Source organism: Micromonospora sp. RHAY321, assembly GCF_023896955.1.
GTDB lineage: Bacteria > Actinomycetota > Actinomycetes > Mycobacteriales > Micromonosporaceae > Micromonospora.
Genome location: NZ_JAMHIW010000003.1, coordinates 387,218 through 413,284, shown reverse-complemented (window position 1 = coordinate 413,284; position 26,067 = coordinate 387,218). Strand labels below are relative to the sequence as shown.

26 protein-coding genes are annotated in these 26,067 nt (G+C 72.1%); 13 read left to right on the top strand and 13 right to left on the bottom strand.

Features of this window, described 5'->3' with window-relative positions:
- Positions 1-5: 5 nt before the first annotated feature.
- The 3 genes from M8C17_RS10010 to M8C17_RS10000 are packed head-to-tail and all read left to right on the top strand — an operon-like array spanning position 6 to position 2,191.
- Complete coding sequence (locus M8C17_RS10010) at positions 6-512, top strand: DUF2231 domain-containing protein (protein ID WP_252416125.1); 507 nt, start codon at positions 6-8, stop codon at positions 510-512.
- Entirely contained in the window at positions 509-1,060 is a 552-nt protein-coding gene (locus M8C17_RS10005; protein WP_252416124.1) for an Hsp20/alpha crystallin family protein, read from the top strand. Before M8C17_RS10010 ends, M8C17_RS10005 begins: the two co-directional genes overlap by 4 nt.
- 9 nt (positions 1,061-1,069) lie before the next feature.
- A complete protein-coding gene (locus M8C17_RS10000) occupies positions 1,070-2,191 on the top strand; it encodes a glycosyltransferase family 9 protein (protein ID WP_252416123.1) in 1,122 nt (373 codons plus the stop codon).
- Positions 2,192-2,213: 22 nt separating this feature from the next.
- Here the strand turns inward: M8C17_RS10000 and M8C17_RS09995 are convergent, their stop codons facing one another.
- Together M8C17_RS09995 and rfaE2 are read right to left on the bottom strand one after the other, a co-directional pair.
- Complete coding sequence (locus M8C17_RS09995; RefSeq protein WP_252416122.1) at positions 2,214-3,092, bottom strand: glycosyltransferase family 2 protein; 879 nt, start codon at positions 3,090-3,092, stop codon at positions 2,214-2,216.
- Complete coding sequence (rfaE2, locus tag M8C17_RS09990; protein WP_252416121.1) at positions 3,089-4,948, bottom strand: D-glycero-beta-D-manno-heptose 1-phosphate adenylyltransferase; 1,860 nt, start codon at positions 4,946-4,948, stop codon at positions 3,089-3,091. The genes M8C17_RS09995 and rfaE2 overlap by 4 nt, the downstream gene beginning before the upstream one ends.
- 188 nt (positions 4,949-5,136) lie before the next feature.
- On the opposite strand from rfaE2, the gene M8C17_RS09985 reads away from it, so the two are divergent.
- Complete coding sequence (locus M8C17_RS09985) at positions 5,137-5,679, top strand: type 1 glutamine amidotransferase domain-containing protein (RefSeq protein ID WP_252416120.1); 543 nt, start codon at positions 5,137-5,139, stop codon at positions 5,677-5,679.
- 121 nt (positions 5,680-5,800) lie between these two features.
- Positions 5,801-7,474 (top strand): MDR family MFS transporter, encoded by a 1,674-nt coding sequence (locus M8C17_RS09980; protein ID WP_252416119.1) that lies wholly within the window; start codon positions 5,801-5,803, stop codon positions 7,472-7,474.
- 44 nt (positions 7,475-7,518) lie between these two features.
- On the opposite strand, the gene M8C17_RS09975 is transcribed toward M8C17_RS09980, so the two are convergent.
- Entirely contained in the window at positions 7,519-8,376 is an 858-nt protein-coding gene (locus M8C17_RS09975; protein ID WP_252416118.1) for a helix-turn-helix transcriptional regulator, read from the bottom strand.
- A 148-nt stretch (positions 8,377-8,524) separates the two neighbouring features.
- Here M8C17_RS09975 and M8C17_RS09970 point away from each other — a divergent pair, with 148 nt between their 5' ends.
- Positions 8,525-9,634: an NAD(P)/FAD-dependent oxidoreductase gene (locus M8C17_RS09970; protein ID WP_252416117.1), complete on the top strand. Its 1,110-nt coding sequence runs from the start codon at positions 8,525-8,527 to the stop codon at positions 9,632-9,634.
- A gap of 100 nt (positions 9,635-9,734) precedes the next feature.
- Here the strand turns inward: M8C17_RS09970 and M8C17_RS09965 are convergent, their stop codons facing one another.
- The gene (locus M8C17_RS09965; protein ID WP_252416116.1) at positions 9,735-10,367 is read right to left on the bottom strand and encodes a TetR/AcrR family transcriptional regulator; all 633 of its coding nucleotides are present in this window, start codon (positions 10,365-10,367) and stop codon (positions 9,735-9,737) included.
- A gap of 128 nt (positions 10,368-10,495) precedes the next feature.
- Between M8C17_RS09965 and M8C17_RS09960 the strand changes: the two genes are divergently transcribed.
- The gene (locus M8C17_RS09960) at positions 10,496-11,530 is read left to right on the top strand and encodes an aldo/keto reductase (protein WP_252416115.1); all 1,035 of its coding nucleotides are present in this window, start codon (positions 10,496-10,498) and stop codon (positions 11,528-11,530) included.
- Between the two features lie 35 nt (positions 11,531-11,565).
- Here M8C17_RS09960 and M8C17_RS09955 read toward each other — a convergent pair whose 3' ends face one another.
- Positions 11,566-12,057: an NUDIX domain-containing protein gene (locus tag M8C17_RS09955; protein ID WP_252416114.1), complete on the bottom strand. Its 492-nt coding sequence runs from the start codon at positions 12,055-12,057 to the stop codon at positions 11,566-11,568.
- Positions 12,058-12,128: 71 nt separating this feature from the next.
- Here M8C17_RS09955 and M8C17_RS09950 point away from each other — a divergent pair, with 71 nt between their 5' ends.
- Entirely contained in the window at positions 12,129-13,763 is a 1,635-nt protein-coding gene (locus tag M8C17_RS09950; RefSeq protein ID WP_252416341.1) for a fatty acid--CoA ligase, read from the top strand.
- 189 nt (positions 13,764-13,952) lie between these two features.
- On the opposite strand, the gene M8C17_RS09945 is transcribed toward M8C17_RS09950, so the two are convergent.
- The 6 genes from M8C17_RS09945 to M8C17_RS09920 form a co-directional block, all read right to left on the bottom strand.
- Complete coding sequence (locus M8C17_RS09945; protein WP_252416113.1) at positions 13,953-14,966, bottom strand: NADPH:quinone reductase; 1,014 nt, start codon at positions 14,964-14,966, stop codon at positions 13,953-13,955.
- A 167-nt stretch (positions 14,967-15,133) separates the two neighbouring features.
- Positions 15,134-15,826, bottom strand: a complete 693-nt coding sequence (locus tag M8C17_RS09940; RefSeq protein ID WP_256482461.1) for an HAD family phosphatase — start codon at positions 15,824-15,826, stop codon at positions 15,134-15,136.
- Positions 15,823-16,647 carry a hypothetical protein gene (locus M8C17_RS09935; protein ID WP_252416340.1) on the bottom strand — a complete coding sequence of 275 codons (825 nt, stop codon included), beginning with the start codon at positions 16,645-16,647 and terminating at the stop codon, positions 15,823-15,825. The genes M8C17_RS09940 and M8C17_RS09935 overlap by 4 nt, the downstream gene beginning before the upstream one ends.
- Positions 16,648-16,835: 188 nt before the next feature.
- On the bottom strand, positions 16,836-17,546 hold the full coding sequence (locus M8C17_RS09930) for an FKBP-type peptidyl-prolyl cis-trans isomerase (protein ID WP_252416111.1): 711 nt from the start codon (positions 17,544-17,546) through the stop codon (positions 16,836-16,838).
- A 110-nt stretch (positions 17,547-17,656) separates the two neighbouring features.
- A complete protein-coding gene (locus M8C17_RS09925; RefSeq protein ID WP_252416110.1) occupies positions 17,657-18,295 on the bottom strand; it encodes a DUF4241 domain-containing protein in 639 nt (212 codons plus the stop codon).
- A gap of 74 nt (positions 18,296-18,369) precedes the next feature.
- A complete protein-coding gene (locus M8C17_RS09920) occupies positions 18,370-19,398 on the bottom strand; it encodes a Ku protein (RefSeq protein WP_252416109.1) in 1,029 nt (342 codons plus the stop codon).
- 85 nt (positions 19,399-19,483) lie between these two features.
- On the opposite strand from M8C17_RS09920, the gene ligD (M8C17_RS09915) reads away from it, so the two are divergent.
- Positions 19,484-20,425, top strand: a complete 942-nt coding sequence (gene ligD, locus M8C17_RS09915) for a non-homologous end-joining DNA ligase (RefSeq protein ID WP_252416108.1) — start codon at positions 19,484-19,486, stop codon at positions 20,423-20,425.
- Positions 20,415-21,326 (top strand): non-homologous end-joining DNA ligase, encoded by a 912-nt coding sequence (gene ligD / locus M8C17_RS09910; RefSeq protein ID WP_252416107.1) that lies wholly within the window; start codon positions 20,415-20,417, stop codon positions 21,324-21,326. Before ligD (M8C17_RS09915) ends, ligD (M8C17_RS09910) begins: the two co-directional genes overlap by 11 nt.
- A gap of 25 nt (positions 21,327-21,351) precedes the next feature.
- Here the strand turns inward: ligD (M8C17_RS09910) and M8C17_RS09905 are convergent, their stop codons facing one another.
- The gene (locus M8C17_RS09905) at positions 21,352-22,380 is read right to left on the bottom strand and encodes a hypothetical protein (RefSeq protein WP_252416106.1); all 1,029 of its coding nucleotides are present in this window, start codon (positions 22,378-22,380) and stop codon (positions 21,352-21,354) included.
- Positions 22,381-22,511: 131 nt separating this feature from the next.
- Here M8C17_RS09905 and M8C17_RS09900 point away from each other — a divergent pair, with 131 nt between their 5' ends.
- On the top strand, positions 22,512-23,264 hold the full coding sequence (locus M8C17_RS09900) for a TIGR03089 family protein (protein WP_252416105.1): 753 nt from the start codon (positions 22,512-22,514) through the stop codon (positions 23,262-23,264).
- A gap of 166 nt (positions 23,265-23,430) precedes the next feature.
- Positions 23,431-24,393: a zinc metalloprotease gene (locus tag M8C17_RS09895; RefSeq protein ID WP_252416104.1), complete on the top strand. Its 963-nt coding sequence runs from the start codon at positions 23,431-23,433 to the stop codon at positions 24,391-24,393.
- Positions 24,394-24,469: 76 nt separating this feature from the next.
- Here M8C17_RS09895 and M8C17_RS09890 read toward each other — a convergent pair whose 3' ends face one another.
- Complete coding sequence (locus tag M8C17_RS09890; RefSeq protein ID WP_252416103.1) at positions 24,470-24,955, bottom strand: carboxymuconolactone decarboxylase family protein; 486 nt, start codon at positions 24,953-24,955, stop codon at positions 24,470-24,472.
- A 168-nt stretch (positions 24,956-25,123) separates the two neighbouring features.
- Between M8C17_RS09890 and M8C17_RS09885 the strand changes: the two genes are divergently transcribed.
- Entirely contained in the window at positions 25,124-26,035 is a 912-nt protein-coding gene (locus tag M8C17_RS09885) for an RNA polymerase sigma-70 factor (protein WP_252416102.1), read from the top strand.
- Positions 26,036-26,067 lie beyond the last annotated feature (32 nt).

Here is a 26,067-nt window from a genome sequence, read left to right as displayed (position 1 = left end):
GGGTAATGGAGAGCCGACTCAAGGTACTGGGTCACCCAGTCCATCCGATGCTGGTCATGTTCCCGGTCGCGCTGCTGGTCACCGCGGTGCTGTTCGACGTGATCGATACCGTCGGCGGGCCCGACTTCCTCGGCGAGGTCGCGTACTGGAACATCACCGTCGGACTCATCGGCGGTCTGCTCGCCGCGGTGGCCGGCTCGTTCGACCTGCTGGCGATCCCGACCGGCACCCGCGCCAAGCGGGTGGGTCTGCTGCACGCCGGCGCCAACGTCGCCGTGATCCTGCTCTTCGCCGCCGTCTGGGCGGTCCGGCTCAACGCGGACTCCCGGGCCGCCGGTGGCGCGCTGATCGCCATCGAGGTGGTCGCGGTGGCCATCCTCGGCATCAGCGCCTGGCTCGGCGGCGAGCTGGTCGACCGGCTCGGCGTGGGCGTCGACCGCGAGGCCGGTCTGGACGCGCCCAGCTCACTGCGGCCGCCCGCGGCCACCCACCGGATCGGAGAGGCGCGATGAGCGAGCAGCAGCAGCCCGGCGGTTTCGGCCGGGGTTGGCGCGGCCGGCAGCAGGGCTGGGACCCGATGGGCGAGTTGCAGTCGCTGCGCGCCGAGCTGAGCCGGCTGGTCGGTGGCCGGGCCGGCGCGTCCGACGTCGAGTTGACCGAGACCTCGGACGGCTGGGAGGTCGTCGTCCGGCTGCCCGGGGTGGCGCCGGAAGAGGTGGCGGTCGAGCTGGACGACCGGGAGCTGTGCGTGCGGGCCCGATCCGAGGCGGAGGTCAACGCCGACCAGGGCATCCCGGGTGGCTTCGAGACCCGCGGCTTCGAGTACCGCGTCGACCTGCCCTCCCGCGTCGACCCCGAGGGCATCGACGCGGTGATGGACCACGGCCTGCTCCGGGTCCGGCTGCCCCGGGCGGCGCGGCCCACGCCACGCACCATCACCGTCGGCCGCACCGGGCCGCGCTCCACCGGCGTCTCCGGTGGTACGCCGATGCCGGTCGATCCCGCGGCGGACCGGGAGCTGCACCGCCCGGACATCGCCGGTGAGATCGACCGACCGTAGCGGGACTGCGTGGTCACCTCGCCCCTGCTCGGCCCCACGGCCGGGCGCGTACCCGACGTGCAACGGATCGCCGTGCTGCGCGCCAACGCGCTGGGGGACTTCATCTTCGCCCTACCGGCGCTGGAGGCGCTGCGCGCCGCGTACCCCGGGGCGGAGATCGTGCTGCTCGGAGCGCCGTGGCACGCGAAGCTCTGGCGCGACCGGCCCGGCCCGGTGGACCGGGTCCTGGTGGTGCCGCCGGGACCGGGCATCCGCGAGCCGGAACCGGGCGAGCCGGAGTCGTCGACGGACGACTTCCTGGCCGCGGCGGCCGGCGAGGGATTCGACCTGGCGGTGCAGATCCACGGCGGCGGCGCCAACTCCAACCCGCTGATCAGCCGCCTCGGCGCCCGGGTCACGGTGGGGCTGCGAAGCGAGGACGCGCCGCCGCTGGACCGGTGGATCCGCTACGTCTACTACCAGCACGAGGTGATCCGCTTCCTGGAGGTGGTGGCCCTGGTGGGCGCGCCCGCGACCACCATCGTGCCGGCGCTGACGGTCACCGACGCCGACCGGGCCGAAGCGGCGCAGGTGCTCGGCCCGGCGGGCCGGCCTCGGGTGGCGCTGCATCCGGGCGCCACCGACACGCGCCGCCGCTGGCCCGCCGAGCGCTTCGCCGAGGTGGCCCGTGAGCTGCACCGGGACGGCTACGAGGTGCTGGTGACCGGTACTCCCGCCGAGCGGGAGGTGGTGGACCGGGTGGTCGCGGCGGCGGGGGTGCCGGTCCTGCCTCAGGTGGGCACGCTCAGCCTCGGCGGCTTGGCCGGCTGCTACGCCGACTGCGCGCTGGTCGTCTCCAACGACACCGGCCCCCTGCACCTGGCCGCCGCGGTGGGCGTCTCGACGGTCGGCGTCTACTGGGTCGGCAACCTCATCAACACGGGCAATCCGCTGCGCGGCCGGCACCGGCCGATCAGCTCGTGGATGGTGCACTGCCCGGTCTGTGGGGTGGACTGCACGCCCGGCATCTACCCGCACCGGCCGGGTGACGGCGAGTGCCCGCACCGGGATTCCTTCGTGACGGACGTGCCGGTGGCCGAGGTGCTGGAGGCCGCCAGGGAGTTGCTCAACCCGGAGCCCGGAGCGCCCTGACCCGCACCGACCCGCCGGTGGTTCAGGCCGGCTGCGGGCTGTCCTCGTCGGCGAGCACGACCTCCCACGCCTCGACGTCCCGCTCGGTGACGGTGGTGGGGGATTCCAGGTGGTAGGCGCCGCTGGGCAGGATGCCGGCGCCGCCGTACCGGGCCAGCACCGCGAGTTGGGCGGCGACGTCCTCGCCCTGGTGCTTCTCCGGCAACCGGCGCCAGAAGTCGAAGCCGCCCGAGTCGACGAGCCTGGCCCGGTCGTAGAGCACGCATCCGCCGATCCAGGAGATCTTGTACGCCCTCCACGCGCCGGGCGGCAGCGCCAACTGCTCGGTGACGTGCAGCAGGTTGGCCGCCGAGTGGATCTGGGCCCGGTGCCACTGCGGGGTGTCCGGCTGGATCCGCTCCGGTGTCGGTGTGCCGATCCACTCCTCGTAGTGCCCGTGCGTCTCCGGTCGCACGTCGTCGCTGTACGAGAGACCGTGCACGGCGTTGCCGACGAACCCGCAGCCCAGCTCCCCGAGCGCGGTGACCAGCCGGTGCAGCGCCCCGGGCTCCAGCCAGACGTCGTCGTCGAGGGTGAGCACGTACCGGGCCGCCGAGGCGGCGAGGAGGTACGCCCGGTGCTCGGCCAGCCCGCGCCGGGGCAGCCGGCGGGTCAGCAGCACCGGGTGACCCCGGTGGCGCAACGCCCGGACCATGGTGGCCGCCGCGGGATGGGCGTACGCCGGATCGCCGTCGGACTGGTCGCTCACCACCACCCCGAAACCGGGCACCCCCTCCTGGGCGGCGAGCCCGGCCAGGGTGACGGCCAGTTCGGCGGGCCGGTTACGGGTCGGGATCAGCACGTCGACCTGCCGGTCGGCGCGGAACGCCGCCGCGGTGTCGAGGTCGAGGGGTCGGTTCACGACGCTCGGGTGCGGGTGCGCAGCGACGGGTCCGGCTGCCGGTCCTGGTCGTGCGGCGCCGCATCGGGTTCGCGGTCCTGGCTGTGCGACCGGATCCGCTCGATGATGGCCGAGGTGGACCGGTCCGGCACGTACCCGAGGGTGCGCACCTGGCCGCCCAGCCGGCGCACCAGCGGCGCCTCCGGCACCAGCTCCGGCGGGTAGTCACCGCCCTTGACGTAGACGTCCGGCCGGACGGCCTCGATCAGCGCGGCCGGCGAATCCTCCTCGAAGACGACGACGTGGTCCACACAGGACAGCGCGGCGAGCAGGGCGCCCCGGTCCTCCACCGGGTTCACCGGCCGGTCCGGCCCCTTCAGCCGGCGCACGCTGCCGTCGGAGTTGACCGCCACGATGAGCAGGTCGCCCAGGGCGCGGGCCTGCTCCAGGTAGCGCACGTGCCCACGGTGCAGCACGTCGAAGCAGCCGTTGGTGAACACCACCGACCGCCCCGCGTCGCGGTGCTCGGCGACGATCGCGTCGAGTTCGTCGGTGCCGACAAGCGCCGGGTGCCCGCTGCTCGCCGACGGCTGATCGAGCGCGGCGAGCAGGTCCTCGCGCCGGCACACGCAGGTGCCGGTGTCGGAAACGGTGATGGTGGCCGCCAGTTGGGCGAGCTGGGCGGCGGTCGGCAGCGGCGCGTCGGCGGCCAGGGTCAGCGTCATCGCCGCCAGGTACGCGTCGCCGGCCCCCACGGCGTGGCTCGCCGGGACCGGTGTGCTGTGGCTGCGTCGGGGCTCCCCGTCGGCGCCGCCGACCACCGCGCCCTCGGTGTCCAGGGTCACGGCGACCACGTCGGCGCCGGTGTGTGCGCGCAGCTCGGCCAGGCGCGACTCGGCCAGCACGGCCCGGTCGACGCCCTCGCCGGCCTCGGAGTTCACGGTCACGCCGGTGCCCGTGACGCTGAGCCCGTCGCCGGTGAGGGCGACCCGGCCTTCGCTGCGGGTGGGTTCCCCGACGGCCCCGGGGCGGTCGGCCCGCGTCGGGTCCGGGGCGGTCGCGGCCGGGACGTCCTCCACGTGGGAACCGCCCGGGGCGGTGCCGACGGTCAGTTCGGACGGTCCGTCAGCCGGGTCGCTGTCGGGGTGTTCCAGGTGCAGTTCGACGCCGGCGGGTGGGCGGGTCGCACCGCCGGCCCGGGCCAGCAGTCGGGTCGCCTCCGCGAAGCTGGGTGTGACCACGGTCGGCGCGAGGCCCCGCCAGTCGGCCAGGTCGTGAGCGTCCAGCGCGACGGTGGCATACCGCTCCCGCTGCTCGACCAGCCACGCGCGGACCGGCGCGGGCAGCGCGCCCAGGCCGTAGTCGCAGACCACCAGGGTCGGCGCCTCCCCGCCGGCGGCGGCGCGCAGCTCCTCGGTGGCGCAGTCCAGGGCGGTGAGCAGCCGGGTCACCCCGTCCGGGTCGAGTGCGTCGTCCGGGTCACCGGAGTCCTCCCGGAGCAGGATCTGGTTGCCGGCCAGCATCCGCCGCTTGACCGGGGTGGGCCGGCCGGGCTGGTTGACCGTGCGGTCCCACACTCCGGCGCGGTCCAGGCAGTCGTGTAGCTCGTCGCCGGCGACGTCGGCCCCCACCGGCGCCACCAGCACGGCCCGACCGCCGAGGGCGGCGACGTTGACCGCGGTGTTGGCGGCCCCACCTGCGGCGGAGATCCGCCGCCGCAGGGTGAGGACGGGGGCGGGTGCCTCCCGGCACAGCCGGTCGGAGTCGGCGAACCGCCACTCGTCCAACATGGCGTCGCCGATGATCAGGACCGGGCGCCCGAGCCAGCTCTCCACGACGGTGGCGAGCCGGCGCTGTTCCGCTGCTGCTCCTGCCATGCCTCCCGGGGTCCCCAGTGCCTCCGGGGTCAAACCTTGGCGGTGATCGACCCCAGGGCGGGCCGCCGGGCTTTCAGGCTCGCCCGCTCGCAGCGGTGCCCGAACTGCCCACGGTGCCCGCCTGGGGGCGTTTCGGGTGTTCGGGCCCGGGAAGGAAATGGGGGTACCCGGAGAGGAGATGCATCGAGATGGCAACGACGACACTGCAGGGCAAGCGGATCGCCTTCCTGGCCGCAGACGGCGTCGAGGAGGTCGAGTACGTCCAGCCCCGCGAGGCGGTGGAGGACGCCGGCGCGACGGTCGAGCTGGTGTCGCTCAAGCCCGGCTCCATCCAGTCCTTCAACCACCTGGACCAGTCCAGGACGTACGACGTGGACGTCACCGCGGACAAGGCGGACGCCGGCGGCTACGACGCGCTGGTGTTGCCGGGCGGGGTGGCGAACCCGGATTTCCTGCGTACGGATGAGGATGCGGTCCGGTTCGTGCGGGCGTTCTTCGATGCGGGCAAGCCGGTCGGGGTGATCTGCCACGGCCCGTGGACGCTGATCGAGGCGGACGTGGTGCGCGGCCGGCGGATCACGTCCTGGCCGAGCCTGCGCACCGACCTGACCAACGCCGGTGCGACCTGGGTCGACGAGGAGTGCGTCACCGACGGCAACCTGACCAGCAGTCGCAAGCCCGACGACCTTCCCGCCTTCTGCCAGCGGATCACCGAGACCTTCGCCCGCTGATCCCCGTTCCACACCCGGCGCGTTGGTCGTGGGTCGCTGGACCTCATGATCAACGCCGGGTGCGGTGGGAGGTTTTTCCCGACCCGGCGCATGTTCCGTGTCGGCCGGGAAAGAAGGCCAGATGACCGAAGCCTCCGCCGCGCCGGTGCTGAACCGTCAGCAGATCCGGCTGCTCATGATCGGTCTGATGACCGGCATGCTGCTGGCCGCCCTCGACCAGACCATCGTCGGTACGGCCCTGCCGACCATCGTCGGCGAGCTGGGCGGGATCAACCACTACTCGTGGGTCGTCACCGCGTACCTGCTGGCCTCGACCGCGTCGACGCCGCTGTACGGCAAGATGGCCGACCTGTACGGGCGCCGTCCGGTCTTCCTCTTCTCGATCGGCACGTTCCTGGTCGGGTCGTTGCTGGCCGGGCTCTCGCAGAACATGACCCAGCTGATCATCACCCGGGGCATCCAGGGCATCGGCGCGGGTGGTCTGTTGACGCTGGCGTTCACGATCATCTCGGACGTCGTCTCACCCCGGGAGCGGGGCCGCTACCAGGGGCTCTTCGGAGCCGTCTTCGGGATCTCGTCGGTGGCCGGCCCGCTGGTCGGTGGTTACTTCGCGGAGACCGACTGGCGGTGGATCTTCTACATCAACGTGCCGCTGGCGATCCTCGCCATCGTGGTCTGCTACCACGTGATGCGGCTGATCCCGTTCGAGCGCCGGGACCACGCGATCGACTGGCTCGGCGCCGGCCTGCTCGTCGCCGGGGTGAGCTCCCTGCTGCTGGCGCTGAGCTGGGGCGGCAACGAGTACGCCTGGGGCTCCGGGGTGATCATCGGTCTCTTCGTGGCGGGCGCGGTGCTCGCCGTCCTCTTCGTGCTCCAGGAGGCCCGCGTCGCCGAGCCCATCCTGCCGCTGCGGCTGTTCCGCAGCGCCACCTTCGCGCTGGCCAACTCGGCCGGCTTCGTGCTCGGTCTGGTGATGTTCGGGTCGATCATCTTCATCCCGCTGTACCTGCAGATCGTCAAGGGCGCCTCGCCGACCCGCAGCGGTCTGCTGATGCTGCCGATGATGACGGGCATCATCGTCACCTCGATCCTCACGGGGCGGGCGATGAGCCGGATCGGCCGCTACAAGTGGTTCCCGGTGGCCGGGTCGGTGACCCTGCTGGTCGGCATGTTCCTGTTCACCCAGCTGTCGGTGGGCACCTCGCTCTGGATCGCCTTCGGCTTCATGGTGGTGATCGGCGTCGGCCTGGGCCTGTGCATGCAGTCGCTGGTCCTCGCGGTGCAGAACGCGGTCTCCGTGCGCGACCTGGGCGCGGGCACCTCGTCGGCGACCTTCTTCCGGTCGCTGGGTGGTTCGTTCGGGGTGGCGATCCTCGGCGCGGTGCTGTCCTCCCGGCTCGCCGGAGGGCTGGCCGACCGGCTGCCCGGCGCGATCGCCCAGCTTCCGCCGCAGCAGCAGGCAGAGGTGGCGGCGAGCGGCGGCACGAATATCTCGATCAACGATCCGGCGGCCATCATGGCCCTGCCCGGGCCGGTGCGGGCGGCGATCCAGAACGCGTTCGTCGACGCGCTGGACATGGTCTTCCTGACCGCCGGACTGATCGCGATCGTGGCCGTGCTGGTGACCGTGGCGCTGCCGAACGAACAGCTCCGGGGCGCCGGCCCGGAGGGCGCCAAGGGCGGTGCCGACCCGCTCGGCGGTGAGGCTCCGGCACCCGGCGGCAAGCCGCTGACCCGCGAATCCAAGGATGAGGCGGCCGCCGACATGGAGGCCAAGTCCCAGACGATGATCTGACCGCGCGACACCGACCGCCCCGGACCCCTCCGGGACGGTCGGTGTCATCCGGCCACAAGGCGTAGCGGCTGCGTGGGTCGGCTGTTGAGGCGGTCGAGCGCGTCGGAGGTCGCCGCGTCGGCAGGCAGGTGGACGATCAGACGCTGGTCGTCATCCGCGGGGAGTTCGAGGGTCTCGTACGCGAGCCGGAGCATCCCCACCTCGGGATGGGCCAGACGGAAGATGCCGCTGGCCTTCGGCAGGCCGGGAACGGTGTCGACGCGATGAGTGAAGGCGTCCCCGGCGGTGACGGTCAGCTCGTCCGCCAGGGCGGCCGTGGGCGGGTACGCCCGGAACGGGCCCTGCTTGAGGGCGGCGACCTGCTCGTCGGCGATGTGGTCCCAGTCGGGGTAGGTGCTGCGTGCGCGGCTGTCGGTGAGGACGAACCGGGCGAGGTTGGGCTCTGTCGCGTCCAGCAACCCGGTCGGTCCAGTCAGCCGTTCGTAACCGGCGGTGTGGGCGAGGATGTCGCTGAGCTGGTTGAGCAGCACCGCCGGCGTGGGTTCGAGACGGTCGAGAAGGGCCTGAACGGTCGGACGTACGGTGCGCGCCGGAGTGCTGTGGCCCCGGCAGTTGAAGCCGGCATCGGCCGCCTTGGTGAGGTGGTGCAGGTGGACGCGTTCGTTGCGGGTCAACCGAAGTGCGTTGGCGAGCGCGGCGAGCACCTGCGGAGACGGTCGGCGGTCGCGGCCCTGTTCGAGTCTCGTGACGTACTCCACGCTCACGTCGGCGAGGGCCGCCACCTCCGAGCGGCGCAGCCCGGCGGCGCGGCGACGCGGCCCGGTGGGGAGACCCACCTCGGCGGGAGTCACCGCTTCACGGCGGACGCGCAGGAACAACCCGAGCTCGTTGTCGCTCACCATCCGAAGGTAACAACGGAGGCCGTTCGGATGGTGTCCCTGCCACTACCAGCCTCAGTCCGGCCTCCCTGGCTTCCGGCCAGCTGACGACCGTTGGGGAAGGCGCTCGACAGCGGTCGAGCGTAGATCCCTGGCTGTCAGGAGCTGAATCATGAGTCGTACGGTTGTGGTCGTCGGCGGCGGTTATGGGGGCACGGCGGTTGCCAAGGCGCTGGAGTCGCAGGCCGATGTCGTGCTCATCGATCCTCGGGACGCGTTCGTCAACGTTGCGGGATCGCTGCGAGCGCTCACCCGGCCCGACTGGGCCGGCAACATGTTCTTTCCCTTCGACACGTTGCTCACGCGGGGCACCGTCATCCGCGGTCGAGTGGTCTCGGTGGATCCTGGCGGCGTCACCCTGGCCTCAGGTGAGCGTGTCGCGGCAGACTATTTGGTCCTGGCCACCGGCTCCAGTTACGCCTACCCGGCCAGACTCGACGCCGACTCCATCGACGAGGCGCTCGACGACCTGCGCCAGACCAACAAGGAACTGGCCAGCGCCGAGCGGGTACTGATCCTCGGCGCCGGGCCGGTCGGGTTGGAGTTGGCCGGTGAGATCAAGGACGTCTGGCCGGACAAGCACGTGACCATCGTCGATCCGGCCGATCAACTGCTGCCCGGCTTCAGGTCGGAGATGCGCGACGACCTCCATCGGCAGCTCGACGAGCTTGGCATCCAGTTGCGGCTGGGCACCGGGCTGGTCGCGCCGTTGGCGACCGAGGCCAATCGGGCCGCTACCTTCACGGCCACCACCACCGATGGCGACGAGATCACTGCCGACATCTGGTTCCGCGCCTTTGGCGTGCGCATCAACAGCGACTACCTCGCCGACGGCCGGCTGACCACGCTCACCCCGGACGGGCAGGTATCCGTCACCGAGACTCTCAACGTCCGCGGGCCCGACCACATCCTCGGCCACGTCTACGCGGTCGGCGACCTCACCGACGTCGCCGAGGACAAGATGGCGGCGTACGCGTTGCAGCACGCCGAGGTCGTGGTGCGGAACATCGCCGCCCAACTGCGAGGCGAGCAGCTGACGGCCACCTACCAGCCCATGCCCCACCCCATGATCCTGGTCCCACTCGGGTCGCGTCACGGTGTCGGCCAGATGCCCACGCCCGACGGCCCGGCCGTCGTCCCTGCCGCGACGGTCTCCGAGTACAAGGGCACCGACCTGTTCACCGGCCGCTTCACCGAACAGTTCGGCCCGAACGCCGGCTGAAGACCGGCTGGCAGCCTGATCGAGTCGGGGTCAGTGAAGTCGGGGTGTCCGGGTGGCAGGGATGCCCCGACTTCCGCGATCCGGAGTCGATCTCGCGAGGTCAGGCGGGGCGGCGGTAGACGCCGTACCACCAGGTCGCAGCCAACTCTCGGGCGGCCGCCGCGTCGGTGTCGGGGTCGGCCGAGGTGGCGCTGACGTGACCGGCGAGAAAGCGGTCGCCGCCGATCACGATCAGCCGACTGGCTGTCTCCACGTCGATGCTCGCGGGAGTGCGCCCGGCCTCCTGCTCGGCGCGGAGCGCCTCCACGGTGCGCCCCACGAACTGCTCCAGCCCGGCGGCCCAGTAGTCCCGGACCGTCTCGTCGTACGCGGCGACCTCGGTGACCGCCGCAAGCACCGGGGCGTATGTCCGGTAGATGCGGATCACGTCGACGAAGACCTCACTGAGCACCTCGAGTTGGTCGCCGGGCCCGCCCGGATCCCAGTCGCGGATCCGGTCGAAGGACGTCTCCCGCATGGTGCCCGCGAGGCGCATGAGCAGCTCGCTCTTGTCCCGAAAGTGGGTGTAGAAGGTCGACCGCGCCACGCCGGCCTCGGCGGCGATGCGCTGCACGCCGAGGTCGGTGAAGCGGATCCCCTCCTTCAGCAGCCGCTCGGTGGCCGCGAGCACCCGCGCTTCGACGGCGGCTCGGCCGTCGGGGTTGCGGGGGCGGCGGCGGGTGATCGAGGGCATAGCCGGAATCCTAGGTGGCCGGGGGTGGGGCGGGCGACGTACGCTCGTTGCCGGACACAGTGTCCGACATTGTGACCACGGAGCCCTGACCTCGGCCTCCGACCCCCGCACCATGAGGAGAGCAACACGTGAAGTACCGACTGTTGGGCACCACCGGGGTGTACGTCTCGGAGATCTCGCTCGGCGCGATGACCTTCGGTGGCAGCGGGCACCCGCTCTGGGGGACCCTCGGCGGGCTGGCGCTGCCCGACGTGCAGCGGATGGTGGACACCGCGCTGGACGCGGGGGTCAACTTCATCGACACCGCCGACGGCTACAGCGACGGCGAGAGCGAGGAGTTGCTCGGCCAGGCGCTCGGCAAGCGGCGCCGCGACGTGGTGCTGGCCACCAAGGTGCACTCCCGGACCGGCCCCGGCCCGAACGACGTCGGCACGTCCCGGCTGCACATCATGCAGAACCTGGAGGACAGCCTGCGCCGGCTGGGCACCGATCACATCGACCTGTACCAGATCCACAACTTCGACCAGGTCACCCCGATGGAGGAGATGCTGCGGGCCCTGGACGACGCGGTCCGGCAGGGCAAGGTCCGCTACATCGGCGCCGCCAACTTCGCCGCCTGGCAGATGTCCAAGGCGCTGGGCATCTCCGCCCGGGAGAAGCTCGCCGGCTTCGTCTCGGTGCAGGAGTACTACTCCCTGTTGGGCCGCGACGTGGAGCGCGACGTGGTGCCGATGGCGCTCGACGCGGGCGTCGGGCTGACCGTGTGGAGCCCGCTCGCCGGTGGCTTCCTCTCCGGCAAGGTCAGCCGGGACGGCGCCGTCGCCGACAGTGGCGCGCGCAGCGCCCAGCCCGGTTACGCCAGCTTCACCCCGTTCGACCCGGAGCACGCCTTCGCCGTGGTCGACGTGCTCAAGGGTGTCGCCGAGCGGCACGAGGTGAGCCCGGCCCGGGTGGCGGTCGCCTGGCTGCTGTCCCGACCGGCCGTGACCAGCGTGATCGTCGGTGCGCGCAAGCACGAGCAGTTGGTGGACAACATCGCCGCCTCGGATCTCACGCTGACCGAGCAGGACCTCACCGAGCTGGACGAGGCCACCAAGCTGCCGGTTGCGTACCCGAACTGGATCCAGGAGGGGTTCTTCGCCGGGATCCGCCACCCGCAGTGAGGCACGGCCCCGGGGTCGGTGACCCCGGGGCCGCCCTACTTGAGGATGAGCCGGTTGGTCTGCTCGAAGACGTCCAGGTCGGCCAGGGTCTCGGTGACCGAGACGGAGAGCGGGGCCGGCAACCGGTCCGGGGGGAAGAAGCCGGCGTCGGTGGTCTCGTCGGTGACCCGGGAGAGCTGCCCGTCCCACTCGTCCACCCGGAACGCCGTGGTGAAGACCTGGTACGTGTGCCCGTACATGTTGGTGCTGGTCCGGTCCGGGCCGGTGTAGAGGGCGAACGCGGAGACCCGGAGCGCCCGCAGCCCGGTCTCCTCACGGACCTCCCGCACCGCGCAGTCCGCGATCGACTCACCCAGCTCCATCGCCCCGGCCGGCATGGCCCACTGGCCGTTGTCCGAGCGTTGGATCAGCAGGATGCGTCCGGCGTTGTCGCGGACCACGGCGCGGGCGCCGACGAACATCAGCGTCCGGTCCCCGGCGAGCGCGCGCAGCTGCCCCACGTACGAGTCGGCCCAGGAGATGCTCACCTGCGACAATTTACGGGGGTTCCCAACGTGTGACCGCCGACACTAGCTTGTTACCCATGCGTAGCACGATGATGGACGCCCCCCTGCAGATCTCCCGGATCCTCGACCACGGCGCCACCGTGCACGGCACGGCCGAGGTGGTGACCTGGACCGGCGCGGAACCCCGCCGGATGACGTACGCCGAGGTGGGGCGGTCGGCCGCCCGGCTGGCACACGCGCTGCGCGACGAGTGCGGGGTGACCGGCGACGAACGGGTCGCCACCTTCATGTGGAACAACAACGAGCACCTGGTGGCCTACTTCGCGGTGCCGAGCATGGGCGCGGTGCTGCACACCCTCAACATCCGGCTCTTTCCCGACCAGGTCACCTACATCGCCAACCACGCCGAGGACCGGGTGGTGCTGGTCGACAGCACGCTCATCCCGCTGCTGGCCCGGGTGATCGGCGAGCTGACCACGGTGCGGCACGTGGTGGTCGTCGGTGGCGGCGACCCCGCACCGCTGGTGGCGGCGGCCGGCGACCGGATCGCCGTGCACCACTGGGACGCGCTGCTCGCCGACCGGCCCGAGGTGTTCGAGTGGCCCGAGGTGGACGAGCGGGACGCGGCGGCGCTCTGCTACACCTCCGGCACGACCGGCAACCCGAAGGGTGTCGCCTACTCGCACCGGTCGATCTACCTGCACTCGTTGCAGGTCTGCATGCCGGAGGGTTTCGGGCTCGCGCCGACCGACCGGGAGCTGGCCATCGTGCCGATGTTCCACGCGATGTCGTGGGGTCTGCCGTATGCCGCGTTCCTCTCCGGCGCGTCGCTGATCATGCCGGACCGGTTCCTCCAGGCCGCGCCGATCGCCGAGATGATCGCCGCCGAGCGGCCCACCCTGGCCGGCGCGGTGCCGACCATCTGGACGGACCTGCTGGCCTACCTGGACAGCCACGACGTGGACACCTCCTCGCTCAAGGAGGTGATCGTCGGCGGCTCGGCCTGCCCGCCGGCGCTGATGCACGCGTTCGACGAGCGGCACGGGATCGACGTCATCCACGCCTGGGGCATGACGGAGATGTCCCCGCTGGGTTCGGTCTCCCGCCCGCCGGCCGGCGTGACCGGTGAGGAGGCGTGGCGCTACCGCTACACGCAGGGCCGGGTGCCGGCCGGGGTGCAGGCGAGGATCGTCGGCCCGCTGGGCGAGCCGATGCCCGCCGACGGCACGGCCGTGGGTGAGCTGGAGGTCCGTGGGCCATGGGTGACCGCCCGGTACGTCGGCGACGACGCCCCCGACGAGGAGAAGTTCCGCGACGGCTGGCTGCGGACGGGCGACGTGGGCACCCTCTCGGCGGACGGGTACCTGACCCTGACGGACCGGGCCAAGGACGTCATCAAGTCCGGCGGTGAGTGGATCTCGTCGGTGGAGCTGGAGAACGCGCTGATGGCCCACCCTGCGGTGCTCGAGGCGTGCGTGGTGGGTGTGCCGGACGAGCGGTGGGACGAGCGGCCGCTGGCCACCGTGGTCGTCCGGGAGGGTGCCTCGGTGACGGCGGAGGAGCTGCGCGACTTCCTGGCCGGCTCGGTGGCGCGCTGGCAGTTGCCCGAGCGGTGGGCGTTCATCGACGCGGTGCCGAAGACCAGCGTGGGCAAGTTCGACAAGAAGGTCGTCCGTTCGCGGTACGCCGGGGGCGAGCTGACTGTCCGGGAGCTGACAGCCCCGTAACGTTTTTCCGGGCACCGTCGCCTGTTGGGCAGAGGAGTCTCCTGAACATTCCTCCCCAGAGGGGCGGCCCCGGCGTTCGCACCGCGCCGGGGCCGCCCTTTACATGCGGGGCGACCCGCACCGTCATTGTTGCGAAAGTTGTTCGCCTCTGTCCTGATGATGGGGAAATCGCGTGGGTCGACGACCCGATCAGGCGTCGCTCGTGGTGATCAAGACCTTGCCCACCGCCGCGTCCTCCACCGCCTGGTGTGCCGCAGCCGTCTCGGCCAGCGGGTGGTAGTGCAGCGGTAGGCCGGCGTCCGCCCCGACCCGGATGCCGCCCTGGTCGGCCGCCGCGGCCACGTCCCGCACGGCGTGTGCCTTGGCCGCCTTCGGCTCCGTGTAGACCAGCACGAACTGCCACCGGGCGTTGCGCGTCATCAACGGTCGGGTCGGGAGGCTCACCTCCGGCCCGTCGCCGTCGGCGTAGACGCAGACCGCGCCAGCGTTCCGGATCACCTGTACGTCCGTCGCGGCGTTCCGGGACGGGGAGACCTCGACGATCGTGTGCACACCGTCGGGAGCGATCTTGTGGACCTCCTCGACCACGTCCTGCTCGCGATAGTTGATCACGAAAGACGCGCCGGCAGCCGCCGCGAGCTGCGCCTTCTCCGCACTGCTCACCGTGGCGATCACCGTGGCGTCGGCCCACCGGGCGAGCTGGATCGCGGCGTTGCCGACCGCGCCCGCCCCGCCCTGCACCAACACGGTGTGATCGGCGAGCGCGCCGGGGCGCAGCGAGTCCGGCATGAACTCGCCGGCCGTCAGACACCGGTGCGCGGTGAGGAACGGGATGCCCAGGCTGGCCCCCAGGTCGAACGAGGCGTCACCGAGGCGGACCGCCTGCCGGACCGGCACCAGCGTGTACTCCGCCGAGGTGCCCCACGGCCGCTGCCAGGCGGCCTCCCAGATCCAGACCCGCTCGCCGATCCGATCCGGGTCCACCCCCGCGCCGACGGCCTCCACCACGCCCGCGCCGTCCTGCCCGGGGATCTGCCATCCCGCCGGCGGCGGCGAGGATCGGCGAGACTTCCAGTCCGTCGGGTTCACCCCCGACACCGCCATCCGGACCAGAACCTCGCCCGCGCCCGGCTCCGGCACCGGCCGGTCGACCAGCTCCAGCACCGAAGGGTCGCCGGTGCGCTCGTACACGATGGCTTTCATCCGTGGTCTCCTCACCCGTCCGGCGCCCGGCACCCGGATCGAGCACCGCCGGCTGCGGTACCCCGCTCAGTCCCCGTCATGCCGAACCCTCCGGCCCTCCGAAAACCGTATAACCGCGCACAGGTCGGTAGGGACCGGACGGACGTGACGCCGCGCACCCCGGTGGGTCAGCCGGCGAGCTCGTCGATCGTCTCCGGGGTCAGCTCACCGATCCGGCCCAGCGTCACCGCGGCCAGGCCGGCCGCGTCCGGGTCCAGCGGGTACGCGCCGTGCGGCACCGCCACCACCCGCATCCCCGCCGCGGCCGCCGACCGCACGCCGTTGGACGAGTCCTCCACCGCCGCGCAGCGGGACGGGTCGACGCCCAGGTGGCGCGCGACGGCCAGGTACACGTCCGGTGCGGGCTTGCCCCGCTCGGTCTCCTCCGTCGACAGGGTCGTGGCGAACGCGTCGGTCAGCCCGGTGGCCGCGAGCGCCGCCGCGATCAGCCGGGTCGGCGACGAGCTGGCCAACCCCAGCGGCCACCGACCGGCGAGCCGGCGTACCACCCGGTCGGCGTGGTCGATCAGCGGTACGTGTTCCCGGTAGCGCCGGGTCATCTCCTCGACCACCTCGTCGGCGACCTGCCGGGCGGTACGGTCCACGCCCAACTCGCCACTGAGGTAGTGGGCCCACTCGCCGGTGCTCATGCCCATCAGCCGGCGCTGGGTGTCCGGCTGCCAGGTTCCGCCGTGCGCCGCCACGTACGCCCGGCGGACCTCCTCCCACACCGGTTCGGAATCCACGATCACGCCGTCCAGGTCGAAGACCACCGCATCCACCACGGGCCCATCCTGCCCGACGGGTGGCGCTCCGGTCAGCCGGGCAGCGCGGGCAGCCCGATCGGGCTGCCCTCCGGGATCACCGTGTGGCAGGACCGGGCGATCGGCTCCAGCAGCTCCCGCAGCCGGTCCGTGCCGTCCCGGCCGAGCGCCTCCCACGGGTGCGCGGCGGCCCGGTCGGTGGCGTCCTCGACCGCCTGGAAACCGGCCCGGCCGTGGTCGGTGGCCGCACCGTCGGGGGTCAGCCAGCCCCGCTGTGCCAGCCGCTCACGGGCGGCCCGCCACTGCTCCTCGGACCAGCCCCGGCCGAGCAGGTTCTGCGGCGACATGTCGACGGCGACCCGCCAGGCCAGCGTCTCGACCGGGTCCAGGCCGGCGGCCACCAGCGCCGCCACGTGCCCGTCGCCCCGGTGCTCGCGCAGCGTGGTGGCGGCCTGCCAGAGCCGGGCCAGCGGGTACTCCCCGACCGGCAGCGCCGCGTTGACCGCGCCGAGCACCCGGCCGGCGGCCTGCACCGCCGAGGCGGCCCGCTCCAGCAGGTCGGCGGCCTCCGCGAGGTGCGTCTCGGGCAGCTCGTAGGTCAGCTCCGCCAGGGCCTGCACGGCACCGGTCAGGCGGGCGCGCAGCGCCTCCTGCGGCGTGGCCAGCCGCCACACCGCCGGCAGCGCCCGGCTCACCATCGGCGGTGCGAAGTTGAAGAAGGCGGCGATCACCGGGGGCGCCTCGGTGGCGCCCAGCGGTGCAGCACGGCCGGCGAAGTAGCCCCGCCAGTAGCCGCGCAGCCCCACCGCCTCGTACGCGGCGCGGGCCCGGGGGTGGAAGTAGGTGACCGCGTGCACCGGCTCGAAGTGCGTCCACATCAACCGGGCCGTACGCCCAGGCTCGTCCAGCGCCGTCACGTGCACCTCCGCGTCCCCGTCCGGATGGTCACCCCGGGCGGCGAACCGCCCGGGGTGACGCCGAACCTACTGCCGGTGGGTGACGGGCCGGAAGCCCCATGTGAACAACTGCATCGCGGCCGGGCGACAACCGGGGCGATCCGGACGGGTCACTGGGCGGCGAGCACGTCCACCACGAAGCGCAGCGGACCGGTCGGCCGCCCGCCGGCCGCGGCCTCGTCGTTGCCGTACGCCAGCTCGCCCGGGATGTCGAGCTGCACGCGGCTGCCCACGGTCACCCCGACCAGACCCTGGTCCCAGCCCGGGATGACCTGACCCACGCCGATCGGGAAGGAAGCCGGCTGGCCGCCCGTCCAGGACGAGTCGAACTCCTTGCCGTCCTTGAAGAACACGCCCACGTAGTTGGTGGTGATGGTCTGACCCTTCGCGACCGCCGGGCCCGTGCCCTTGATCAGTGGGGTGACCGTGAGCTTCTTCAGCTCACCCTTGCCGGCCGTCACGGTCGGCTTGCTGCCCAGCGCCGGGTCGGCACCCTCCGGCAGCTGCGGGGCGGGGGGCGCGCCGGCCGCGTCCGGGGCCGGGGCGGAGGCGGACGGGGTCGCGCCGGCCTGGTTGGTGGGCTTGTCGTCGTTGTTCCCGACGATCACGAAGACGGTGATCAGCACCGCCACCACGGCGACACCGGCGAGCCCGCCGGCCCACGCCTGGCGACGCCGCTTCGCCTCGGCCGCCTTCTGCGCCGCCAGCTGGGCGGCCAGGCGGCGACCCGCCTTGGTTGCCGGGCCCTGGCCCTCCGACCGGTTCTGCTGCGTGCGCTCGCTCACGTCGTCGACTCCCTGCTGCGAAGGTGTGGCCGGCACGCGGTGCCGGGGGGAAAGCCGACGCACACGGTACCCGCCCGGCGGCCCGCTGTGCCCGCCCCGGACCGGTCGAATCGCCCTCCGGCGTCGTTCCGGGCCCTTCGGGGCGACTAATCCGGGACCACCATGAAGTCCGTCACGAACGAGGTCACCCGACCGTCGGCGGCCCGCCCGATCCAGGTGCCGTAACAGCCGTCACCCCAGCCCGTGGCGACGGTGACGACGTTGGCGCCGGTGGCCTCGTCCAGGACCGCGGTGATCAACCCCGGGACCGGCGAGGCGGGCGGTTCGGCCGGGATGAACGTTTCCTCCACCCGGTTCTCGTCCCAACCTTCCAGGGCGGTGAGGGCCGTCGGGTCGGCGAGGGTGCCGGCGCCCGCGTCCACCCCGTACCCGAAGTAGTCGTCCGCGCCGAGGGTCGCGACGTCCTGGTCGCCGGCGACGGCCAGCTCCCAGCGGACCGTCGGCTCCTCCTCGATGACCAGCTCCAGTGCGGCCACCCGCCTGTCCACCTCGGCGTCCTCTCGGAGCACCACCGCCACCCACGCCCGGGCGGGATGCCGCCCCGGCGGCACGCCGACCGTGTACGGCTCGGCCTCCGGGCAGACCAGCGGGTCACACCCCACCACCCGGCCGGTCGGCAGCACGATGTCGCCCACCGGGTGGGCCTCCATCAGGTACGCCCCGTGCTCGTCGGTGAAGCGGGCTCCCGGCGTCAACAACCGGTCCAGGTCAGGGGTGTACGGCATGGCGGGCTCCTCCGGTGGCCAACGGCCGGCGGAGCGTACCCGGTCCGGCGGACGCCGTCGGCGCTGCCGTACGGTCAGGCGGTCTTGCGAGGTGCGGCCTTCCTGGCCGCCGTCTTCTTCGCCGGTTCGGCCTTCTTGGCCGGAGTCTTCTTCGCGGCGGTCTTCTTCGCCGGTTCGGCCGCCTTCTTCTCGGCGGTCTTCTTCGCGGCCGTCTTCTTGGCCGGTGCCTTGGCCGCCTTCTTCTCGGCTGCCTTCTTCGCCGAGCGGGCCGACGAGATGGGCGTCGGTTCGCCGCCGCCGCCTCCACCGCCGCGAGCCGGTTCGCCGCGGGCCGCCTTCGCGCGCTCCACCGACGCCTTCAGAGCGGCCATCAGGTCCACCGCCGCGGCCGGGGCCTCCTCGACCTCCTCCGGCTGAACGACCTCGCGACCCTCCACCTTGGCGTCGATGACCTCCTGCAACGCCGCCCGGTAGTCGTCGGTGAAGACGTCCGGCTCGAACTCGCCGGTCATCGAGTCGATCAGGGAACTGGCCATCGCCAGCTCCGGCGGGCGCACCTTCAGGTCCTCGTCGAGGAAGCCGAAGTCCGCCGTCCGGATCTCGTCCGGCCAGAGCATGGTGTTGAGCAGCAGCACGCCCTCGCGGACCCGCAGCGTGGCGAGCTGCTCCCGCTGGCGCAGCGCCACCTTGACGATGGCCACCCGCTCCGATTCGATCAGCGCGTCGCGCAGCAGCACGTACGGCTTGGTCGCCGCGCCGTCGGGCTCCAGGAAGTAGGCCTTGTTGTAGAGGATCGGGTCGACCTGCTCGGCCGGGACGAACTCCAGCACGTCGATCGCGCGGGAGCTGGTCAGCGGCAGGTCGGCGAAGTCCTCGTCGGTGAGGATGACCATCTCGCCACCGCCGATGTCGTAGCCCTTGGCGATGTCGTCGTAGGTGACCTCCTCGCCGCAGACCGAGCAGGTGCGCTTGTAGCGGATCCGGCCACCGTCCTCGCGGTGCACCTGGTGGAACCGGATGTCCTTCTCCTCGGTCGCGGAGTAGAGCTTCACCCCGATCGAGACGAGCCCGAACGACACGGCTCCCTTCCAGATTGCCCGCATCCTGCGCTCCCTTCGCCGGTATCGACCATGCTCGCATCCCGAGGAACCGGACGCGAGGTGTTCGCGCTGCTACTACAGTCGGGTCGTGCCCGGCGCGCCGCTCAAGCCGATGCTCGCGATGACCGGGCCGCTCCCGGCGGGTGACGGCTGGGCGTACGAGTTCAAGTGGGACGGCGTGCGCGCCCTGGCCGACATCTCCGGCGGTGTTCAGCACCTGTATGCCCGTTCCGGCGTGGAGATCACCACCGCGTACCCCGAACTGGCCACCCTGCACGAGCAGGTCGACGACGCGCTGCTCGACGGCGAGGTGGTGCTGCTCGGCGAGGGCGGGCAGCCCTCGTTCACCGCGCTGGCCGAACGCATGCACGTCCGGGACCGGGCCAAGGCGGCACGGCTGGCGGCGGTCATGCCGGTGACGTACATGATCTTCGACCTGCTCCGCCTGAACGGTGACGACCTGACCGGCTGGCCGTACGAGCGCCGCCGGGAGGCCCTGGACGGGCTCGCCCTCGGCGGTGCCCGGTGGGCGGTGCCCCCGATGTTCGCCGACGGCCCGGCCACCTACGAGGCAGCCGGTGAGCACGGTCTGGAGGGGGTGATGGCCAAGCGGATCGGCGCGGTCTACCGCCCCGGCGTGCGCTCACCGGACTGGTTGAAGGTCAAGCTGGAGGTCACCGGCGACTTCGTCATCGGCGGCTGGCGGCCGGGCGCCCGCCGGATCGGTGGCCTGCTGGTCGGCGTGCCCGGCCCGGACGGCCGGCTCATCTACCGGGGTCGGGTCGGCGGCGGCATCGGTGCCGCCATCGAACGGCAACTCCTCGCCGAGCTCGAGCCGCTGCGCTCCGGCGTGTCACCTTTCGCGCCGGGTGTGCCGCGCGAGGATGCCCGGGGCGCCATCTGGGTAACTCCCCGGGTGGTGGTGGAGGTGAAGTACGGCCAGCGCACCCCGGACGGCCGGCTGCGCTTCCCCCGGGTGCTGCGGTTGCGCCCGGACAAGCCGCCGGAGGAGGTCGACGATGCCGGCTGACCGGCTGCGGGTGGACGTCGAGGGTCGCGCGCTGGAGCTGTCCAACCTGGACAAGGTGCTCTATCCGGCGGCCGGCTTCACCAAGGGCGAAGTGATCGACTACTACACCCGCGTCTCCCCGGTGCTGCTGCCGCACCTGCGGGACCGGGCGCTGACCAGGATCCGGTTCCCCAACGGCGTGGACGACAAGTCCTTCTTCGAGAAGAACAAGCCGGCGGCGACGCCGGACTGGGTGCGGGTGGAGACGCTGCCGGCACCCGGGTCGACGAAGGGCCGGGAGACCATCGACTACGTCGTCGCCGACGACCTGCCCACCCTGGTCTGGCTGGCCAACCTGGCCGCGCTGGAGCTGCACACGCCGCAGTGGAGGGTCGGCACGCACCCGGACATGATGGTCGTCGACCTGGACCCGGGGCCGCCGGCGGGGCTCGCCGAGTGCTGCCCGGTGGCGGTGCTGATGCGCGACCGGCTCGCCGACGACGGCATCGACAGCTACCCGAAGACCTCCGGCAAGAAGGGCATGCAGCTCTGCTGCCCGATCGCGGGCACCCAGTCCGCTGATGTCGTCTCCGACTACGCCAAGCGCATCGCCCAGGAGTTGGAGAAGGCGCACCCGAAGCTGATCGTGTCGAAGATGGCGAAGAACCTGCGCCCCGGAAAGGTCTTCATCGACTGGAGCCAGAACAACGCGGCGAAGACCACCGTGGCGCCGTACTCGCTGCGGGCGCAGCGAGTGCCGTCCGCCTCCACCCCGCTGACCTGGGACGAGGTCGAGGCCGGCGCTCGCGGCCGCAAGCCGGCCGTCCGCCAGTTCACCGCCGCCGAGGCCCTGGATCGGGTCGAGGAGTACGGCGACCTGCTGGCTCCACTGCTCGAAGGCGGCCCGGAGCTGCCGGGCTGATTCGCCGGTCATCCGCTGGGCAGCATCAGCTCGGGGCGACGTGAACATCGGACGACGTGCGGCCCAGTCGCCACCAGGCACCACCTGTCAGGGCCACGGTGACCACGGTGACCGCGACGTCGCCGGCCAGGGCCACCGCTGGGGACGCCGGGGAGTACGGCGGCACCAGGTACGCGAACGCGGCGGCGGTGACCAGGCTCGCCGAGCCGGCGACGAGCACGTGCCGCTGCCCCCAGCCGGCGCGGGACGACCAGTACGCCACCAGGCCCCCGACGGTGGCGGCGAGCGCCAGCGCGATGCCCACCCCCGGCCAGCCGGGTGTCAGATCGGTACCGAAGTGGACGAGGACGACCACCAGGCCCACCCAGAGCGGATGCGGTGCCCGGCGGGTGCGTCGCGGACGGGGGCGACGCCAGCGGGGCAGCAGGGCCACCGCGACGAGTGCGAGGACCAGCGCGGCGGCGAAGGTCAACTGGAGCGGGCTGGCCAGGAATCCCTTCCGGCCGCTGTCCGAGAAGATGAGCAGACTGCCCAGCAGGTAGAGCACGGCGACCACGGCAAGCCCTGGCCGGCCGAGCCACGGCCGCAGCCGGCGGTCCGACCCGAGGAACGACTCGACGAGCACGATCGGGGCGCAGATGGTCAGCACGATGTGGTTGCCAACGTAGTCGAAGGCCTGCCGGAGGCTGAACCCGAGCCCCGGCACCAGCGTCGCCTCGGCGGCGGCGCGGGTGTCGGCGTACTCCGTGTCGTCGAGGTAGCCGGGATTGAACAGCGACTGGTCGACCAGGCCGGCCTGGAGCACGCCGAACGCGGCGGCGAGCAGCACGATCGTCGGCCAACCCGCGCCGAGGTGCCGGGCGGTCTCCCGGATCAGGATCGCCGCTCCTCCGTACATCGGTCCGAGGAAGACCAGCACCGGGAGGAAGTCGTCGAGGGTGAACCCACCCCACGAGCACTCGGCGGCCCAGGGCGCGAGCAGGAGCAACGCGACCACGGGTACGAGCCGGCGACGCACGGGGTCGGTGAGGGGTCGGCGGGGCTCGGTCGGCATGGCTGCTCCTTCGGGGTCATCCGCACCGTGCGCCGGCCACCCGGACGGCCGCTACGGCCATCGGCCGACGACGAGCACGACCAAAGTCGTTGAGTAGGGTGGTTCCGACGTCGTCACCGGGGAGCGTGGAGATGCAGCCAACCGTCACGGCCGACCTGGCGGCCCGGCCCGCCGACGCCGAGCGCCCGCTGCTCAGCTACCGCGACGAGGCGACCGGCGAGCGCGTCGACCTGACCGCCCACCAGGTCGGATCCTGGGCGGCACGCAGCGCGGGTCTGCTGCGGGACGGCTGCGGGCTCGGCCCCGGCAGCCGCGTCGCGGTGCTGCTGCCGCCGCACTGGCGTACCGCCGCGGTGTTGTTGGGGGCCTGGGCCTCCGGCCTGGCGGTGTCGTTCCGGCCTCGCGCCACCGCGGGCCTGCCGGTGCTCGAACCGGGCGGTGACCGGCCTTTCGACGCGGTCTTCGCGACCCCCGAGCGGCAGGACGACTGGCTGGAGGACGTGCCCGACGCACCGCACCGCTACCTCGTCGGCACCGGGCCTGGGTCGCTGGCCGACGTGCCGTTGGGCTGGCTCGACTGGTCCGCCGAGGTGCTCCGGCACCCGGACGTCACGCCCGACCACACCGCCATCCACCCGTCGGACCCGGCGAGCGCGGACGGCACCACCTACGGCCAGTGGGGCGCGCTCGCCCAGGAAATCGCAACGATGCTGGACCTGCGTGCCGGGGACCGGCTGCTGGTGGACGCCGCCGAGCACGAGCAGCCGTTGAAGTGGTTGCTGGCGCCGCTCTCCGCTGGCGCGTCCGTGGTGATCAGCGCCAACCTCGACCCGGCGGGGCGCGAGGCGCTGATCGCCGCCGAGCAGGTCACCCGGGTCCTCTGAGCCGAAACAGCGCTGGGCGACCCTCTTCCGTTACATCGGCATCAGCCCTGCTCAGAGGGTCTTTTGTCGATGTCATCGACGTGGTCTCATACCCAAACGACGACGTCATCGACCCGGTCATGACAACCATGCGTCGACCCGCACCGCCTCCCTGAAAGGTGCAACGATGCACAGGAGATCGACTTTCCGACTGGCGGTTCTCACCGCCACCGCTGCGACGTTCCTGGCGTCCGGGGGCGCCTACGGTGCGGTGGGCACGGCAGCGCCCGCGACCGTCTCCCCGGGTGTCGCGGCCTGTGAGCCGGGTGCCGACGAGCACAGCGCGGCCCGCGTCGCCGAGGGCGCCACCGCGCAGGAGCCGGAGCTGTATTCCAAGAACGAGGCGAACGCCTACGGCGTGATCAAGGACGCCCCGCGCCTCGCCGACGGCAGCGTCACCGTGCCGACCGTCTTCCACATGGTCTCCGACCACGCCCTCAGCGCAGCCGAGACGGCCAGGTGGAAGAGCCTCATCGCGGCGCAGATGACGGTGCTGAACGACTCGTTCGCGGGCCGCACGGCGGCGAACGCCTCCAACACGCCGTTCCGGTTCTCGCTCGTCGACACCACGTGGACGGTGAACAGCGCCTGGTACACCGTCGAACCGGGCAAGAACGAGCGGGACATGAAGAAGGCGCTGTACACCGGTGACTCCCGCACCCTGAACGTGTACGCGGCCAACATCGGCGGCGGGCTCCTCGGCTGGGCGTACTTCCCGAAGGGTTACAACAACGGCCGTGACTACATCGACGGCGTCGTGATGCTCGACGAGTCGATGCCCGGCGGCACGGCCGGCAAGTACGCCCTCGGTGACACGCTGACGCACGAGGTCGGGCACTGGCTGATGCTGGAGCACACCTTCGCGCACGGCTGCTCCGCCTCCGGCGACTTCGTCGCGGACACTCCCCGCGAGGCGATGCCCCAGTTCAACTGCCCGGTGGGCGCGGACACCTGCACCGCACCCGGGCTCGACCCGATCCACAACTTCATGGACTACACGCAGGACTCCTGCATGAACATGTTCACCGCGGGACAGGCCGACCGGATGAGCGACGCCTGGGTGGCGTTCCGGGCCGGCGGCGCCGGGTAACTGAGCATTGCCGGGTGGACGGGCCGCGCTCAGCGGCCCGTCCACCCCTGGATCGGGGGCCGGGGCTGGTTCCGACTCAGTCGAACGCGGCGGCGAACATGCCCGGCTGGTAGGAACCGCCGCGCTGGTGCACGATCACGGCGAGCCGGTTGGCCGCGTTGATCAGGGCGACCAGCGCGACCAGCGCGGCGATCTGGTCGTCGTCGTAGTGCTTGCGCACCTGAGCCCACGTCTCGTCGGACACGCCCCGGTGGGCGTCGGCGAGCCGGGTGCCCTCCTCGGCGAGCGCCAGCGCGGCCTGCTCGGCCTCGGTGAAGACGGTCGACTCACGCCAGGCGGCCACCAGGTTGAGCCGTACCGCGCTCTCACCGGCCGCCACGGCCTCCTTGGTGTGCATGTCGATGCACCAGCCGCAGCCGTTGATCTGGCTGGCCCGTAGCGACACCAGCTCCTGCGTGGACGTCGGCAGCGACGATCGCTGGATCACCTGGCCGGCGTTCGCGAACCGCTTGGCGAACTTCATGGCAGTTTCGTTGTCGAACATGTTGAATCGGGCGTCCATGGTTCCGTCCTCCACTCGCGTTGTCCGATCGGACGACCATGAGATGCCGGCCTGCCTCGGTCTGTGACGGCGCGGCCAGGTGACGACCGCCACAGGCCGCACGTGTCACAGGGCGGCCGGGTCCGGCATCTGATGGGTGACGCAGTCGAGAGCGAACAGGAGTCACGCATGGTGGGCACGCCGCAGACCGCCGACGACCGCCCGGACCGGGCCACCGAGGCGTTCCTCGCCCACCGCAACCTGCTCTTCACCGTCGCGTACGAAATGCTCGGCTCGGCCGCCGACGCGGAGGACGTACTCCAGGAAACCTGGCTGCGGTGGGCCGGCGTCGACCTCGGCGCGGTCCGGGACCAGCGCGCCTACCTGGTCCGCATCACCACCCGGCAGTCACTCACCCGGCTGCGGACGCTCGGCCGCCGCAGAGAGTCCTACGTCGGCTCCTGGCTGCCCGAGCCGCTGCTCACCGCGCCCGACGTGGCCGAGGACGTCGCGCTGGCCGACAGCGTCTCGATGGCGATGCTGCTGGTGCTGGAGACGCTCGGGCCGACCGAACGGGCGGTGTTCGTGCTGCGCGAGGTGTTCGACATCGGGTACGACGAGATCGCCGAAGCCGTCGACAAGAGCCCCGCCGCGGTCCGTCAGATCGCCCACCGGGCCCGGGCGCACGTCGCGGCGCGCCGGCCGCGCCGGGTCGTGTCGGCGGCAGAGACGCGGTACGCGCTCGACGCGTTCCAGCGGGCGGTCGAGACCGGCGATCTGCAGAGGCTGCTCGACATCCTCGCCCCGGATGTCGTCCTGCTCGGCGACGGTGGCGGAGTCAAGCAGGCCGTCCCGCGGCCCATCGTGGGGGCCGACAAGGTCGCCCGCCTGCTGGCTGGCGGCTGGGGCCGGATCGTCGACATCTCGTCGCTGCGGCCGGCGCAGGTCAATGGCTACCCGGCGCTGATTGTCCGGCTCAACGGAGAGCTCGACACCGTCCTGGCCGTGCGCATCGACGACGGCCTCATCACCGGCCTCTACGCGGTGCGCAATCCCGAGAAGCTGTCGCACATGGAGCGGGAGACCGCCCTGAGCCGCTGAGTCGGGGGCGGACGCGCGGTCGGCTGATTCGT